General features: G+C 69.2%; 13 protein-coding genes and 1 pseudogene. 12 read left to right on the top strand and 2 right to left on the bottom strand.

The features are described 5' to 3' along the window. Positions 1-684 precede the first annotated feature (684 nt). Both ACZ6D7_RS30970 and ACZ6D7_RS30965 read right to left on the bottom strand, forming a co-directional pair. Positions 685-893, bottom strand: a pseudogene (locus ACZ6D7_RS30970) (peptide deformylase); the annotation flags it as partial. Between the two features lie 81 nt (positions 894-974). Then, complete coding sequence (locus ACZ6D7_RS30965; RefSeq protein ID WP_469497776.1) at positions 975-1,793, bottom strand: C40 family peptidase; 819 nt, start codon at positions 1,791-1,793, stop codon at positions 975-977. A gap of 713 nt (positions 1,794-2,506) precedes the next feature. Here ACZ6D7_RS30965 and ACZ6D7_RS30960 point away from each other — a divergent pair. The 12 genes from ACZ6D7_RS30960 to nuoL are packed head-to-tail and all read left to right on the top strand — an operon-like array spanning position 2,507 to position 15,208. Next, positions 2,507-2,866 (top strand): NADH-quinone oxidoreductase subunit A, encoded by a 360-nt coding sequence (locus tag ACZ6D7_RS30960; protein WP_007383963.1) that lies wholly within the window; start codon positions 2,507-2,509, stop codon positions 2,864-2,866. A 13-nt stretch (positions 2,867-2,879) separates the two neighbouring features. Further along, the gene (locus tag ACZ6D7_RS30955; RefSeq protein ID WP_388399542.1) at positions 2,880-3,434 is read left to right on the top strand and encodes a NuoB/complex I 20 kDa subunit family protein; all 555 of its coding nucleotides are present in this window, start codon (positions 2,880-2,882) and stop codon (positions 3,432-3,434) included. Then, positions 3,431-4,216, top strand: coding sequence for an NADH-quinone oxidoreductase subunit C (locus tag ACZ6D7_RS30950; protein WP_469497772.1), 786 nt, complete (start codon positions 3,431-3,433; stop codon positions 4,214-4,216). The genes ACZ6D7_RS30955 and ACZ6D7_RS30950 overlap by 4 nt, the downstream gene beginning before the upstream one ends. Then, the gene (locus tag ACZ6D7_RS30945; RefSeq protein WP_469497769.1) at positions 4,213-5,544 is read left to right on the top strand and encodes an NADH-quinone oxidoreductase subunit D; all 1,332 of its coding nucleotides are present in this window, start codon (positions 4,213-4,215) and stop codon (positions 5,542-5,544) included. Before ACZ6D7_RS30950 ends, ACZ6D7_RS30945 begins: the two co-directional genes overlap by 4 nt. Next, a complete protein-coding gene (nuoE, locus tag ACZ6D7_RS30940; RefSeq protein ID WP_469497767.1) occupies positions 5,541-6,320 on the top strand; it encodes an NADH-quinone oxidoreductase subunit NuoE in 780 nt (259 codons plus the stop codon). Before ACZ6D7_RS30945 ends, nuoE begins: the two co-directional genes overlap by 4 nt. Continuing rightward, the gene (gene nuoF / locus ACZ6D7_RS30935) at positions 6,317-7,666 is read left to right on the top strand and encodes an NADH-quinone oxidoreductase subunit NuoF (protein ID WP_469497764.1); all 1,350 of its coding nucleotides are present in this window, start codon (positions 6,317-6,319) and stop codon (positions 7,664-7,666) included. The genes nuoE and nuoF overlap by 4 nt, the downstream gene beginning before the upstream one ends. Continuing rightward, a complete protein-coding gene (locus ACZ6D7_RS30930; RefSeq protein ID WP_469497761.1) occupies positions 7,663-10,167 on the top strand; it encodes an NADH-quinone oxidoreductase subunit G in 2,505 nt (834 codons plus the stop codon). Before nuoF ends, ACZ6D7_RS30930 begins: the two co-directional genes overlap by 4 nt. Then, positions 10,164-11,528 (top strand): NADH-quinone oxidoreductase subunit NuoH, encoded by a 1,365-nt coding sequence (gene nuoH / locus ACZ6D7_RS30925; protein WP_469497759.1) that lies wholly within the window; start codon positions 10,164-10,166, stop codon positions 11,526-11,528. Before ACZ6D7_RS30930 ends, nuoH begins: the two co-directional genes overlap by 4 nt. Then, complete coding sequence (gene nuoI, locus ACZ6D7_RS30920) at positions 11,521-12,135, top strand: NADH-quinone oxidoreductase subunit NuoI (RefSeq protein ID WP_469497756.1); 615 nt, start codon at positions 11,521-11,523, stop codon at positions 12,133-12,135. The genes nuoH and nuoI overlap by 8 nt, the downstream gene beginning before the upstream one ends. Beyond that, entirely contained in the window at positions 12,132-12,983 is an 852-nt protein-coding gene (locus ACZ6D7_RS30915) for an NADH-quinone oxidoreductase subunit J (RefSeq protein ID WP_469497753.1), read from the top strand. Before nuoI ends, ACZ6D7_RS30915 begins: the two co-directional genes overlap by 4 nt. Then, on the top strand, positions 12,980-13,279 hold the full coding sequence (gene nuoK / locus ACZ6D7_RS30910; RefSeq protein WP_015658544.1) for an NADH-quinone oxidoreductase subunit NuoK: 300 nt from the start codon (positions 12,980-12,982) through the stop codon (positions 13,277-13,279). Before ACZ6D7_RS30915 ends, nuoK begins: the two co-directional genes overlap by 4 nt. Before the next feature lie 15 nt (positions 13,280-13,294). Continuing rightward, positions 13,295-15,208: an NADH-quinone oxidoreductase subunit L gene (gene nuoL / locus ACZ6D7_RS30905; protein ID WP_469497750.1), complete on the top strand. Its 1,914-nt coding sequence runs from the start codon at positions 13,295-13,297 to the stop codon at positions 15,206-15,208. Positions 15,209-15,212 lie beyond the last annotated feature (4 nt).

Here is a 15,212-nt window from a genome sequence, read left to right as displayed (position 1 = left end):
GCCAGTGCTCTGCGGCCGGCCTGGGGTGGCCAGGGGGCGTGCCCCACGTGTCGGCAGGGGGTTGCTGTGCCCGGTGCACAGACGGCCGTCGATCCATGACCAGCGCGCGGTCGGCCCCGGCGCGCGCCAAGCGGTGAGTGCCGGGCGGATGTGAGGCGGAGGCGGGCGGCGGGCGGCCAGTGCTCTGCGGCCGGCCTGGGGTGGCCAGGGGGCGTGCCCCACATCCGGGCAGGGGTTGCTGTGCCCGGTGCTGCGGACGGCCGCCGCCCTGAGCCTCTCGCGCGGTCAAGCCGTGAGTGCCGGGTAGCGAGAGACGCGGCGAGGCGCAGGCCCCCAGTGCGAGGTGGCTACGAGGCGTGTCCCACGTGCGGACGGCCGCGGCCCTGCCCGGGCCATGCGGTGAGGGGCAGGTGCTGAGCGCCGGGCGCCCGGCGGAGACGAGACGCATCCCGCGTTTCGGCGGCAGCCGTTGGCTCGCCCGTTGGGCGGACGGCCGTCGCCCCGTGCCTCTCTCGCGCGGTCGGCCGCGGGCGCTCGCCAGGCGGTGAGTGCCGGGTGACGACAGGCGGGGGGCGACGCCCGGCACCACGCCTTGCGCCGTCGGCCGCCGCGCCCCCGCCCTCAAGCCGTGAGTGCCGCCGCCTCGGCGGTGCGGTGCGGCGGGCGATGATCAAGTCCCGTCGCTCGGCGACCTGCCGCGGGATTGACGATGTGTCCGACATGTCGGTCATCTTCGTCGTGTCGGCAGTCATGGACGAACAGCCGCGGATCCACACCGACCCGGTTCGCCGCGACGCAGGCCCCGTCGGCGGCGTCCATCGCGAGGACATGTCGTCGATGAGCGCGGCGAGATCGGCACCGAACTCGGTGACGCCCCGGCAGCGCTTGTGAAGAAAAGGGCAGCCCGAAGGGCCGCTGCCCCCGAGCGGCTGCGGCCCTTCCGTATGTGGGGTGCCCGCACGGCACCCGTTGGGTCAGAGCACCCGCACCGCACCGCTCGCCGGGTAACCCGACAGGTCCTGGATGACGACGCCCTTGGAGGGGTTGGCCGCGTCCAGGTACTGGCCGTTACCGATGTAGACGCCCACGTGGTACGCCGAACCCTTGCCACCCCAGTACAGGATGTCGCCGACCTGGATCTGCGACAGTGGGATGTCGGTGCCGGACATCGACTGGTCCTGCGACACCCGCGGCAGGTCGACACCGACCTGCTTGAACGCCGCCTGCACCAGCGACGAGCAGTCCCACGCGTTGGGCCCGGTGGCGCCCATGACGTAGGCGTCGCCCACCTGTGCCTTGAGGAACGAGATGACGGTCGCCACGCTGCCGCTGGCGGGCGCGGAGGCGGTCGTCGAGGTGGTGGAGAGGGTGGTGCGTCCCGCGGAGCGGGTGGCGGCCTCCGCGGCGGCCTTGCGGGCCTCCTCCGCCTTCTTCTTGGCCTCGGCCTTCTTGGCGGCGGCGAGGTCCTTCTTGGCCTCGGCGGCCGCTGCGGCGGCTGCCGCGTCACGCTCGGCCTCGAGCTGGTAGTTCGCCGCGGCCTGCTGCGTGACTTCGGCGGACTGCGCGACCTGGGCCGCCAGGTCGCCGGTGAGCACGGGCAGTTCGAGCGTCTGCGTCACCGGCTCGGCGGCGTTGGCCGAACCGGCCGCCGTGGCGACGGCCAGCGTGCCGAGGACACCACTGGCGACTCCGGCCCGCATCGCGATCGTCGACGCGCTGCGGCGGGGCTTCCGGTGGCTGCGTATGTGAGCGGTGTGGGACATGAGTCCTACCGGTATCAGGGGCTCCTCCATACCTTCAAGAAACGTGTGCTGCGCCACAATTGTTCAATGGAGTCCCCGAATACCTCGCGCGTGGCTCTTTATTGACGCCGTAACGGACATTGCGGACTCCGCCCATCAAGCCTGTGATCATGGGCTTTCGTCGTTACGTCCTAATTGCCCAGCTCCTACCATCGGTTGGGATCGTTGGCCAAGCCCGGTTCTCAGCCGCCTCTACGGATGTGGCGGAGGTCACGGAACGATTACCGGAGGGGGCGCGCCTCGCGCCCGGATCGCGGCCGGCTCCGCTCGTGAACGCGTGCACGCGTCCACACCCCGCTCCGGCGCTCCCTCTGATGTGTGAACGCGGCCCTCTATCAGGACTCCGGGTCCATCTCCAATTTGCATGCAAGGGAAGTCTCTTGATATTGAGACGACCCTCGCCGCCCGGGGTGACGAGCGCAAATGTCACCTCTTGTGATCACTCTGACGCTTCGAGTGCGAAGATCACTGCTGATATGACTTCATGATCCTTCATCAGGTGGTGGAGATCACAAAGCTTGTGCAATACCCCGTGTCGCAGATCACAGAGCGGCGGGCATAAGATGCGAGGCAGTTGGGCTTGTGACCTGCTTCACATGTTCGCGATCTTCGCCGGGACGGGCGGGACTTGTGTGACGCGTGGGGCGGCTGTGAGTCCGATGCCATCGCCAGCAGTCAGTGCCGACTGAGAGGAGCGAGGAGCGGTGAACGCGTATGCGCCCATCCTCGTACTGGGAGCCCTCGGGGCAGGCTTTGCGATCTTCTCCGTGGTCATGGCCACGCTGATCGGGCCGAAGCGGTACAACCGCGCCAAGCTCGAGGCCTACGAGTGCGGTATCGAGCCGACCCCCACGCCGGCCGGCGGCGGGCGCTTCCCCATCAAGTACTACCTGACGGCGATGCTCTTCATCGTCTTCGACATCGAGATCGTCTTCCTCTACCCCTGGGCCGTCACCTTCGACGCCCTGGGTGTTTTCGGGCTCGTGGAGATGCTGCTCTTCGTGCTCACCGTCTTCGTCGCCTACGCGTACGTCTGGCGGCGCGGCGGCCTGGAATGGGACTGAGGGGCCTTTAGCCATGGGACTCGAAGAAAAGCTGCCGAGCGGTTTCCTGCTGACCACCGTCGAGCAGGCCGCGGGCTGGGTGCGCAAGGCGTCCGTCTTCCCCGCCACGTTCGGCCTCGCCTGCTGTGCCATCGAGATGATGACCACCGGCGCCGGCCGCTACGACCTGGCGCGCTTCGGCATGGAGGTCTTCCGCGGCTCACCGCGCCAGGCCGACCTCATGATCGTCGCCGGCCGGGTGAGCCAGAAGATGGCCCCGGTGCTGAGGCAGGTCTACGACCAGATGCCCAGCCCGAAGTGGGTGATCTCGATGGGCGTGTGCGCCTCCTCGGGCGGCATGTTCAACAACTACGCGATCGTCCAGGGCGTCGACCACATCGTCCCCGTCGACATCTACCTGCCCGGCTGCCCGCCGCGCCCCGAGATGCTGATGGACGCGATCCTCAAGCTCCACCACAAGATCCAGAACTCCAAGCTGGGCGTGAACGCCGAGGAAGCGGCCCGCGAGGCGGAGGAAGCGGCGCTGAAGGCCCTGCCCTTGATCGAGATGAAGGGGCTGCTGCGGTGAGCGACACGAACGGCACCCAGGGTGCGAACGGCTCCTCGAACGGGGTGAACGGTTCCGCGAACGGCGTGAACCCCGAGAAGGACCTCTCCGCCTCCAACCTCCCCGGCCAGCGCGGCCAGGGCGGCGAGGAGGTACGCGTCCAGCGCGGCATGTTCGGCGCCAACAACGGCGGCGACACCTCCGGCTACGGCGGCCTGGTCCGCTCCGTCCGGCTCCCCGGCCCCGCCGCCCGGCCCTACGGCGGCTGGTTCGACGAGGTCGCCGACGAGCTGGAGGGAGCGCTGGAGGAACAGGGACTGCTCCCCGAGAACGCGATCGAGAAGACGGTCGTCGACCGCGGTGAGCTGACCTTCCACATCGAGCGCGAGCACCTGCTGCGCGTCGCCCGCACCCTGCGCGACGACCCGGCCCTGCGCTTCGAGCTGTGCACCGGCGTCAGCGGCGTCCACTACCCGAACGACAAGGGCCGCGAGCTGCACGCCGTCTACCACCTGCGCTCGATCACCCACAACCGGCTGATCCGCCTGGAGGTCAGCGCCCCCGACGCCGAGCCGCACATCCCGTCCCTGGTCTCCGTCTATCCGACCAACGACTGGCACGAGCGTGAGACCTACGACTTCTTCGGAATCGTCTTCGACGGTCACCCGGCCCTGACGCGGATCATGATGCCGGACGACTGGCAGGGCCATCCGCAGCGCAAGGACTACCCCCTCGGCGGCATCCCCGTCGAGTACAAGGGCGCCCAGATCCCGGCTCCGGACCAGCGGAGGTCGTACTCGTGAGCACACAGTCAGCATCCGCCGCCTCGGCGCGCGAGACCACGGAAGGCACCGTATATACGGTCACCGGTGGCGACTGGGACGAGGTCGTCCAGTCCGCGGCCCGCGCCGACGACGAACGCATCGTCGTCAACATGGGCCCCCAGCACCCCTCCACCCACGGGGTGCTCCGCCTGATCCTGGAGATCGAGGGCGAGACGGTCACCGAGGCCCGCTGCGGCATCGGCTACCTCCACACCGGCATCGAGAAGAACCTCGAGTTCCGCACGTGGACGCAGGGCACCACGTTCGTGACGCGCATGGATTACCTGACGTCCTTCTTCAACGAGACGGCCTACTGTCTCGCCGTCGAGAAGCTCCTCGGCATCGAGGACCAGATCACCGAGCGGGCCCAGATCATCCGGGTGCTCCTGATGGAGCTGAACCGGATCTCCTCCCACCTGGTGTGCATCGCCACCGGTGGCATGGAACTGGGCGCCACCACGATCATGATCTACGGCTTCCGTGACCGGGAGATGATCCTCGACATCTACGAGTTGATCACGGGCCTGCGGATGAACCACGCTTACATCCGCCCCGGCGGACTCGCCCAGGATCTGCCGCCCGGCGCGGTGGACCACATCCGCGAGTTCGTGAAGAAGATGAAGAAGAACCTCCCCGAGTACGACAAGCTCGCCTCCGGGAACCCCATCTTCAAGGCCCGCCTCCAGGACATCGGCTACCTCGACCTGGCCGGCTGCATGGCCCTCGGCGTCACCGGCCCCACCCTGCGCTCCGCCGGCCTCCCGCACGACCTGCGCAAGACCCAGCCGTACAGCGGCTACGAGACGTACGACTTCGACGTCCCGACCACCGACAGCTGTGACGCCTACGGCCGCTTCCTCATCCGCGTCGCGGAGATGCACCAGTCCCTGCGGATCGTCGAGCAGTGCCTGGACCGGCTCCAGCCCGGCCCCGTCATGGTCGGCGACAAGAAGATCGCCTGGCCCGCCCAGCTCGCCCTGGGCCCGGACGGCCTCGGCAACTCCCTCGACCACATCAAGAAGATCATGGGCACCTCCATGGAGGCCCTGATCCACCACTTCAAGCTGGTCACCGAGGGCTTCCGGGTCCCGCCGGGACAGGCGTACGCGGCCGTCGAATCGTCCAAGGGCGAACTCGGGGTGCACGCCGTGTCCGACGGAGGCACCCGCCCCTACCGGGTCCACTTCCGCGACCCGTCCTTCACCAACCTTCAGGCGATGGCGGCGATGTGCGAGGGCGGCCAGGTCGCCGACGTCATCGTCGCCGTAGCGTCCCTCGACCCCGTGATGGGAGGCGTCGACCGGTGACCACCTCTTCTTCCGAGCGGGGCGTCAGCCTGGGCATGCCCGAACTGCCCGCGCCCGCCTACCCGGACGACGTCCGGGCCCGGCTGGAGGCGGACGCGCGCGAGATCATCGCCCGCTACCCCGACTCCCGGTCCGCGCTCCTGCCGTTGCTGCATCTCGTGCAGTCGGAGGAGGGACACGTCACGCGCACCGGGATGCGGTTCTGCGCGGACGTGCTGGACCTGACCACGGCCGAGGTCACCGCGGTCGCCACCTTCTACACCATGTACCGGCGCCGGCCGAGCGGTGACTACCAGGTGGGCGTCTGCACCAACACCCTCTGCGCGGTGATGGGCGGCGACGCGATCTTCGAGTCGCTCCAGGAGTACCTCGGCGTCGGCAACGGCGAGACCACCGACGACGGAAAGATCACCCTGGAGCACATCGAGTGCAACGCGGCCTGCGACTTCGCGCCGGTCGTGATGGTCAACTGGGAGTTCTTCGACAACCAGACCGTGCAGAGCGCGAAGCGCCTGGTGGACGACCTGCGGATCGGACGCACGGTCTCGCCCACGCGCGGGGCGCCGCTGTGCACCTTCAAGGAGACCGCCCGGATCCTGGCGGGCTTCCCCGACGAGCGGGACGGAGCCGTCGAGGCGAGCGGCAGCGCGGGACCGGCGTCGCTGGTGGGCCTTCGCCTGGCAAGGGGAGAGACCGCACCCGCGCGCGTGGTGCATCCGCGCGAGGAACCCGAGGACGCACGGCCCACCGGCCAGGCCACCGAGGAGGGGGAGTGATGACCTTGGCACCCGAGCTGAAAGGCAGCAGCCCCGAGAAGCTGCTCGCACCCGTGCTGTCGGCCTTCTGGGACGAGGACAGGTCCTGGTCGCTGGACGTCTACCGGAGGCACGAGGGGTACGAGGGACTTCGCAAGGCGCTCGCCATGTCCCCGGACGACCTGATCGCCTACGTCAAGGACTCCGGTCTGCGCGGGCGCGGTGGCGCCGGGTTCCCGACGGGAATGAAATGGCAGTTCATTCCCCAGGGTGATGGAAAACCGCACTATCTAGTTGTCAACGCCGACGAATCGGAGCCGGGAACCTGCAAGGACATCCCGCTCCTCTTCGCGAACCCGCACAGCCTCATCGAGGGCATTGTGATCGCGTGTTATGCCATCAGGTCTTCGCATGCCTTCATCTATCTGCGTGGTGAGGTCGTTCCCGTTCTGCGGCGGCTGCACGAGGCCGTGCGCGAGGCCTATGCGGCGGGCTACCTCGGCGAGAACATCCTGGGCAGCGGACTCGACCTCCAGCTCACCGTGCACGCGGGCGCGGGCGCGTACATCTGCGGTGAGGAGACCGCGCTCCTGGACTCGCTCGAAGGCCGCCGTGGTCAACCGCGGCTGCGTCCCCCTTTCCCTGCCGTCGCGGGCCTCTATGCGTGCCCGACTGTGGTGAATAACGTCGAGTCGATCGCGTCGGTTCCCGCGATCCTGAACAACGGCAAAGAATGGTTCAGGTCGATGGGAAGCGAGAAGTCCCCGGGCTTCACGCTCTACTCGCTCAGCGGCCATGTCGCCAGCCCCGGCCAGTACGAGGCCCCGCTCGGCATCACCCTCCGCCAGCTCCTGGAGATGAGCGGCGGAATGCGACCCGGGCACCGGCTCAAGTTCTGGACACCGGGCGGCTCCTCGACGCCGATGTTCACCGACGAGCACCTCGACGTCCCTCTTGACTACGAAGGAGTGGGTGCCGCGGGTTCCATGCTCGGCACGAAAGCACTCCAGTGCTTCGACGAGACGACGTGCGTGGTGCGCGCCGTCACCCGCTGGACCGAGTTCTACGCCCACGAGTCCTGCGGCAAGTGCACACCGTGCCGCGAAGGCACGTACTGGCTCGTGCAGTTGCTGCGCGACATCGAGGCCGGCAAGGGCGTGCTGTCCGACCTCGACAAGCTGAACGACATCGCCGACAACATCAACGGCAAGTCCTTCTGCGCCCTCGGCGACGGCGCCGCCTCGCCGATCTTCTCGTCGCTCAAGTACTTCCGCGCGGAGTACGAGGAGCACATCACGGGCCGCGGCTGCCCCTTCGACCCGGCCAGGTCGACGGCCTGGGCCGACCGCACGGAGGTGAACGCATGACCGTGACCACCAGCGCTCCCTCAGGAGGGGGAGAGGCGGCGGTCCCGCCGGAAGATCTCGTGACGCTGACCATCGACGGCGCCGAGATCAGCGTGCCCAAGGGCACCCTGGTCATCCGGGCCGCCGAACAGCTCGGCATCGAGATCCCCCGCTTCTGCGACCACCCCCTCCTCGACCCGGTCGGCGCCTGCCGCCAGTGCATCGTCGAGGTCGAGGGCCAGCGCAAGCCCATGGCGTCCTGCACGATCACGTGTACGGACGGCATGGTGGTGAAGACTCACCTCACCTCGCCCGTCGCCGAGAAGGCGCAGCACGGCGTGATGGAGCTGCTCCTCATCAACCACCCGCTGGACTGCCCCGTCTGCGACAAGGGCGGCGAGTGCCCGCTCCAGAACCAGGCCATGTCGCACGGCCAGGCCGAGTCCCGCTTCGAGGGCCGCAAGCGGACCTACGAGAAGCCCGTCCCGATCTCCACACAGGTGCTGCTCGACCGCGAGCGGTGCGTGCTGTGCGCCCGCTGCACCCGGTTCTCCAACCAGGTCGCGGGCGACCCGATGATCGAGCTGGTCGAGCGGGGCGCGCTCCAGCAGGTCGGCACCGGCGAGGGCGACCCGTTCGAGTCGTACTTCTCCGGCAACACCATCCAGATCTGCCCGGTCGGCGCGCTGACCTCGGCGGCGTACCGATTCCGCTCCCGCCCCTTCGACCTCGTCTCCTCGCACTCGGTGTGCGAGCACTGCTCCGGCGGCTGCGCCACCCGCACCGACCACCGGCGCGGCAAGGTCATGCGGCGCCTCGCGTCCCCGGACCCCGAGGTCAACGAGGAGTGGATCTGCGACAAGGGGCGGTTCGCGTTCCGGTACGCGCAGCAGCGCGACCGGCTCCAGACGCCCCTGGTGCGCAACGCCGAGGGCGATCTCGAACCGGCGTCCTGGCCGGAGGCGCTCCAGATCGCCGCACAGGGCCTGCTCGCCTCGCGCGGCCGGACCGGCGTGCTGACCGGCGGCCGGCTCACCATCGAGGACGCCTACGCGTACAGCAAGTTCGCGCGCGTGGCGCTCGACACCAACGACATCGACTTCCGCGCGCGCGTGCACAGCGGCGAGGAGGCCGACTTCCTGGCGGCGAGGGTCGCCGGACACGGCCGCGACCTAGACGGTACGGGCGTCACGTACACCACGCTGGAGCAGGCGCCCGCCGTCCTGCTGATCGGGTTCGAGTCCGAGGAGGAGGCGCCCGGCGTCTTCCTGCGGCTGCGCAAGGCCTGGCGCAAGCACGGGCAGAAGGTGTTCTCCCTCGCCACGCACGCCACGCGCGGACTGGAGAAGGCGGGCGGCACGCTGTTGCCGGCCGCTCCGGGCACCGAGACCGCCTGGCTGGACGCTCTGACCAGCGGTTTCGGTCTGGACGAGGACGGCACCAAGGCCGCGGAGGCGCTGCGCGCCGAGGGCGCGGTGATCATCGTGGGTGAACGGCTGGCCGCGGTGGCCGGTGGCCTGACCGCCGTCGCCCGGGCCGCCGACGCGACCGGGGCCCGGCTGGTGTGGATCCCGCGCCGGGCCGGGGAGCGCGGCGCCGTCGAGGCGGGCGCGCTGCCGTCGCTGCTGCCGGGCGGACGCCCGGCCACCGACCCGCGCGCGCGGGAGGAGGTCGCCGCCGCCTGGGGGCTCGCCGAACTCCCGCACCGCTACGGCCGTGACACCGGGCAGATCGTCGAGGCCGCCGCGGCCGGCGCACTCCAGGCGCTGCTCGTCGCCGGCGTCGAGGTCGCCGACCTGCCCGACCCGGCACGCGCGCGTGCCGCGCTCGCCGAAGCCGGGTTCGTGGTGTCGCTGGAGCTGCGGCCCGGCGAGGTCACCCGGCACGCCGACGTCGTCCTGCCGGTCGCGGCGGTCGCCGAGAAGCCGGGCGCCTTCCTCAACTGGGAGGGCCGGGTGCGCTTCTTCGACGCGGCCCTCAAGCCCGACCAGATGATCCGCCGCCTGGCGCCGTCCGACGCGCGTGTGCTCCAGATGCTGGCCGACGCCATGGACGTCCACCTGGGTCTGCCGGACCTGCGCACCACGCGCGCGGAACTGGACCGGCTCGGTGCCTGGGACGGGGCGCGGGCCGGTGAACCCACCGAGGCCGCCGCCCAGTTGCCGCGCCCCGCCGCCGGTGAGGCCGTCCTGGCCGGGCACCGGCTGCTGCTCGACCAGGGTGCCCTTCAGGAGGGTGACGAGGCGCTCGCCGGGACCCGGCACGCCGCCCACGCGCGCGTGTCCGCCGCCACGGCAGCCGAGGCCGGCGTCAAGGACGGCGATGTCCTCGCCGTGACCGGGGCCACGGGATCGGTCGAACTGCCCGTCGAGGTCACCGAGATGCCCGACCGGGTGGTGTGGCTTCCGCTGAACTCCGTGGGCGGGGGCGTCGCCTCCGACACCGGGGCCACCCCCGGCGCCCTCGTCCGCATCGGCCCGGCGACCGCCGCCGCCGAGGCCCCCAAGGAGGTGGAGGCATGAGCCCGTACCTCGCCGCTGAAGACCTCTCGATGTTCGGCAGCGACCCCTGGTGGCTGGTCGTCGTCAAGGCGGTGTTCTGCTTCGCCTTCCTGATGGTGACCGTGCTGTTCTCCATCGTCTGGGAGCGCAAGGTCGTCGCCTGGATGCAGCTGCGCATCGGTCCCAACCGGCACGGCCCCTGGGGCATGCTCCAGTCGCTCGCCGACGGCGTGAAGCTGATGCTGAAGGAAGACCTCATCGTCAAGCGCGCCGACAAGGTGGTGTACGTCCTCGCGCCGATCGTGGCGGCCATCCCGGCCTTCATGGCGATCGCGGTGATCCCCTTCGGCCCGGCCGGCAACGAGATCTCGATCTTCGGCCAGCGCACCACGATGCAGCTGACGGACCTGCCGATCGCGGTGCTCTACATCCTCGCCGTCGCCTCGGTCGGCATCTACGGCATCGTCCTGGCGGGCTGGAGCTCCGGTTCGACCTACCCGCTGCTCGGCGGATTGCGCTCCTGCGCGCAGATGATCTCGTACGAGATCGCCATGGGTGCCGCGTTCGCCTCGGTGTTCCTCTACTCCGGGTCGATGTCGACGTCGACGATCGTCGAACAGCAGCAGGACCGCTGGTACATCATCCTGCTGCCGGTCTCGTTCCTCATCTACATCGTCACGATGGTCGGCGAGACCAACCGCGCTCCCTTCGACATGCCGGAGTCCGAGGGCGACCTGGTCGGCGGCTTCAACACCGAGTACTCGTCGATCAAGTTCGCGATGTTCATGCTCGCCGAGTACGTGAACATGGTGACGGTCTCGGCCGTCGCGACCACGCTGTTCCTCGGCGGCTGGCGGGCACCCTGGCCGATCAGCTCCTTCTGGGAGGGTGCGAACCACGGCTGGTGGCCGATGCTCTGGTTCGTCGTCAAGGTGCAGCTGCTGCTGTTCTTCTTCATCTGGCTGCGCGCCACGCTCCCGCGCGTCCGCTACGACCAGCTGATGAAGCTCGGCTGGAAGGTCCTCATCCCGGTCTCGGTGACCTGGCTGATGCTCGTCGCGACCGTACGGACCCTGCGCAACGAGAACTACGACTTCGCCGACATCGCCCTCTACGTCGGCGGTGGCGTGCTGGTCCTGCTGCTGCTCTCCTTCGTCGCCGACATGTTCCGCGGCGGCGAGAAGCAGACCCGGGCCGACGCTGCCGCGCCCGCCGAGTTCGATCCGATGGCGGGCGGCTTCCCCGTGCCGCCGCTGCCCGGACAGGAGCTTCCGCCGGTACCCAGGCGCCGTCCGCGCCGGGAGCGGGAGCTGATTGTCAGTGGTGGGCCCGATACTCAGAGTGACGGATCTCTGGATGGAAAGGAGGCGTCCGATGGCTGAGGAGCCCCAGGAGACCAATCCCGGTTTCCAGAACCCCGTGGCCGGCTTCGGCGTGACCTTCAAGGCCATGTTCAAGAAGCGGCTGACCGAGCAGTACCCGGAACAGAAGAAGACCACGGCTCCGCGGTTCCACGGACGGCACCAGCTCAACCGCCATCCGGACGGCCTGGAGAAGTGCGTCGGCTGCGAGCTGTGCGCCTGGGCCTGCCCCGCCGACGCCATCTACGTCGAGGGCGCGGACAACACCGACGAGGAACGCTACTCGCCGGGCGAGCGGTACGGCCGCGTCTACCAGATCAACTACGCCCGCTGCATCCTGTGCGGTCTGTGCATCGAGGCGTGCCCCACGCGCGCGTTGACGATGACCAACGAGTTCGAACTGGCCGACACCAGCCGCGCCAACCTGATCTACACCAAGGAGCAGCTGCTGGCCGGGCTCGACGAGGGCATGGTCGACACCCCGCACGCGATCTACCCGGGCACGGACGAGCAGGACTACTACCGCGGGCTGGTCACCGAGGCCGCGCCCGGCACCGAGCGCCAGGTCGCCGTCTCCAAGGGCGAGAAGCCGGAAGACCAGCCGGAGGAACAGGGGGTGCAGGCATGACCGCGCAGCTCGCCGCCTACTCCACCTCCACCGGCGAGGCGTTCCAGTTCTGGGTGCTCGGCACCGTCGCGGTGATCGGCGCCCTGTGCACCGTCTTCATGAAGAGGGCTGTGCACAGCGCGCTCTGTCTCGCCGGCACCATGATCGTCCTGGCGGTGTTCTACCTCGCCAACGGCGCCTACTTCCTGGGCATCGTGCAGATCGTCGTCTACACCGGCGCGATCATGATGCTCTTCCTGTTCGTGGTGATGCTCGTCGGCGTCACCGCGGCGGACTCCCTGAAGGAGACCATCAAGGGCCAGCGCTGGCTGGCCCTGGTGTGCGGCCTCGGCTTCGGCATCCTGCTGTTCGCCGGCATCGCCAATGCCTCCCTGACGGAGTTCAACGGCCTCGCCGAGGCGAACGCGAACGGCAACGTGGAGGGCCTCGCGGCCCTCATCTTCACCAAGTACGTCTTCGCGTTCGAGATCACCGGCGCCCTGCTCATCACCGCCGCGGTCGGCGCCATGGTGCTCACCCACCGGGAGCGCACCGAGCGCGCGAAGACCCAGCGCGAGCTGGCCGAGGAGCGGGTGCGCGAGGGCAAGCACCTCCCGCCGCTGCCGGCCCCCGGCGTGTACGCGCGGCACAACGCGGTGGACATCGCGGGCCTGCTGCCCGACGGCACGCCGTCCGAGCTGACGGTCAGCAGCACGCTGCGCGAGCGCGGTCAGATCCGTGACGTGTCCACCGAGGCGATGGCCGACCTCAAGGCCCTGGAACAGCGCTCCGAGGAGCGGCTGGAGCGGGCCGGGACCGAGCCACCGCACGAGCGCAACTCCCGGCGGACCGAGGAGGCGTCGAAGTGAACCCCGTCAACTACCTCTACCTCGCCGCCCTGTTGTTCACGATCGGCGCGACGGGCGTGCTGATCAGGCGCAACGCGATCGTCGTGTTCATGTGCATCGAGCTGATGCTCAACGCCTGCAACCTCTCGCTCGTCGCCTTCTCCCGGATGCACGGCAATCTCGACGGCCAGATCATCGCCTTCTTCACGATGGTCGTCGCCGCAGCGGAGGTCGTGGTGGGACTCGCGATCATCGTGTCGCTGTTCCGTTCCCGCCACTCGGCCTCGGTCGACGACGCCAGCCTGATGAAGCTGTAAGGGGTCGGAAGAATCGTGGAGAACCTGATTGCGCTGCTGATCGCGGCGCCCCTGCTCGGAGCGGCCGTCCTTCTGGTCGGCGGCCGTCGGCTCGACGCCGTCGGCCACTGGATCGGCACGCTCCTGTCGACCGTCTCCTTCGTGTTCGGCGTGGTCCTCTTCGGCGACCTGCTGAGCCGGAGCGCCGACGACCGGACGCTGACCCAGCACCTGTTCACCTGGATCCCGGTCGAGGGCTTCCAGGCGGACGTCGCCTTCCGCCTGGACCAGCTGTCGATGACGTTCGTGCTGCTGATCACGGGCGTCGGCTCGCTGATCCACCTGTACTCGGTCGGGTACATGGAGCACGACGAGCGGCGCCGCCGCTTCTTCGGCTACCTCAACCTGTTCCTCGCGGCGATGCTGATCCTCGTTCTCGCCGACAACTACCTGCTGCTGTACGTCGGCTGGGAGGGCGTCGGTCTCGCCTCCTACCTGCTGATCGGCTTCTGGCAGCACAAGCCCAGCGCCGCCACCGCCGCGAAGAAGGCCTTCCTGGTCAACCGCGTCGGAGACATGGGCCTGTCGATCGCCATCATGCTGATGTTCACCACCTTCGGGACCTTCGCCTTCGGCCCGCTGCTCGGGTCGGAGGGGGAGCCCGGCATCGCCGGTGACGCGTCCGAGGGCACGCTCACCGCGATCGCCCTGATGCTGCTGCTCGCCGCGTGCGGCAAGTCGGCCCAGGTGCCGCTCCAGTCCTGGCTCGGGGACGCGATGGAGGGCCCGACCCCGGTCTCGGCCCTCATCCACGCGGCCACGATGGTGACCGCCGGCGTGTATCTGATCGTCCGCTCCGCCAACATCTTCAACGCGGCCCCGGACGCCCAGCTCGTCGTCACCATCGTCGGCGCCGTCACACTCCTCTTCGGTGCGATCGTCGGTTGTGCGAAGGACGACATCAAGAAGGCGCTGGCCGGCTCGACGATGTCGCAGATCGGCTACATGGTGCTCGCCGCGGGCCTCGGCCCGATCGGCTACGTCTTCGCGATCATGCACCTGGTGACGCACGGCTTCTTCAAGGCCGGCCTGTTCCTCGGCGCCGGCTCGGTCATGCACGGCATGAACGACGAGGTCGACATGCGTCGCTACGGCGGCCTCAGGAAGTACATGCCGGTCACCTTCATCACCTTCGGCCTCGGCTACCTCGCGATCATCGGCTTCCCGGGCCTGTCCGGCTTCTTCTCCAAGGACAAGATCATCGAGGCGGCGTTCGCCAAGGGCGGCACCGAGGGCTGGATCCTCGGCGGATGCGCCCTGCTGGGCGCGGCCATCACCGCGTTCTACATGACCCGCGTGATGCTGATGACCTTCTTCGGCGAGAAGCGCTGGCAGCCCGACGAGCACGGGCACGAGCCGCACCCGCACGAGTCGCCGTCGTCCATGACGATCCCGATGATCGTGCTGGCGTTCGGCTCGGTCTTCGCTGGCGCGTTCTTCAGCATCGGCGACCGTTTCGTGCACTGGCTGGAGCCGGTCACCGGCCACTCACACGGCGACTCACCGGTCAGCGCCCTCACCGTCACCCTCGCCACGATGGTGGTCCTGGTGATCGGCGTGGCGATCGCCTACGCCCAGTACGGTCGCCGCCCGGTGCCGGTCGTCGCCCCGCGCGGCTCGCTGCTCACCCGGGCCGCCCGCCGCGACCTGCTCCAGGACGACTTCAACCATGTGGTCCTGGTCCGCGGCGGTGAGCACCTCACGCGCTCCCTGGTGTACGTCGACCACACCCTGGTCGACGGTGTCGTCAACGGCACGGCGGCCTCGGTCGGCGGCCTCTCCGGGCGGCTGCGCCGGCTGCAGAACGGCTTCGCGCGGTCGTACGCGGTCTCGATGTTCGGCGGTGCGGCGGTCCTCGTCGCCGCGACCCTGCTGATGAGGGCGGTCTGATACC

The organism is Streptomyces sp. NPDC041784 (genome assembly GCF_055591025.1).
Note: the sequence above shows the minus strand (reverse complement) of the source record. Positions and strands in the feature narration are given on the sequence as shown.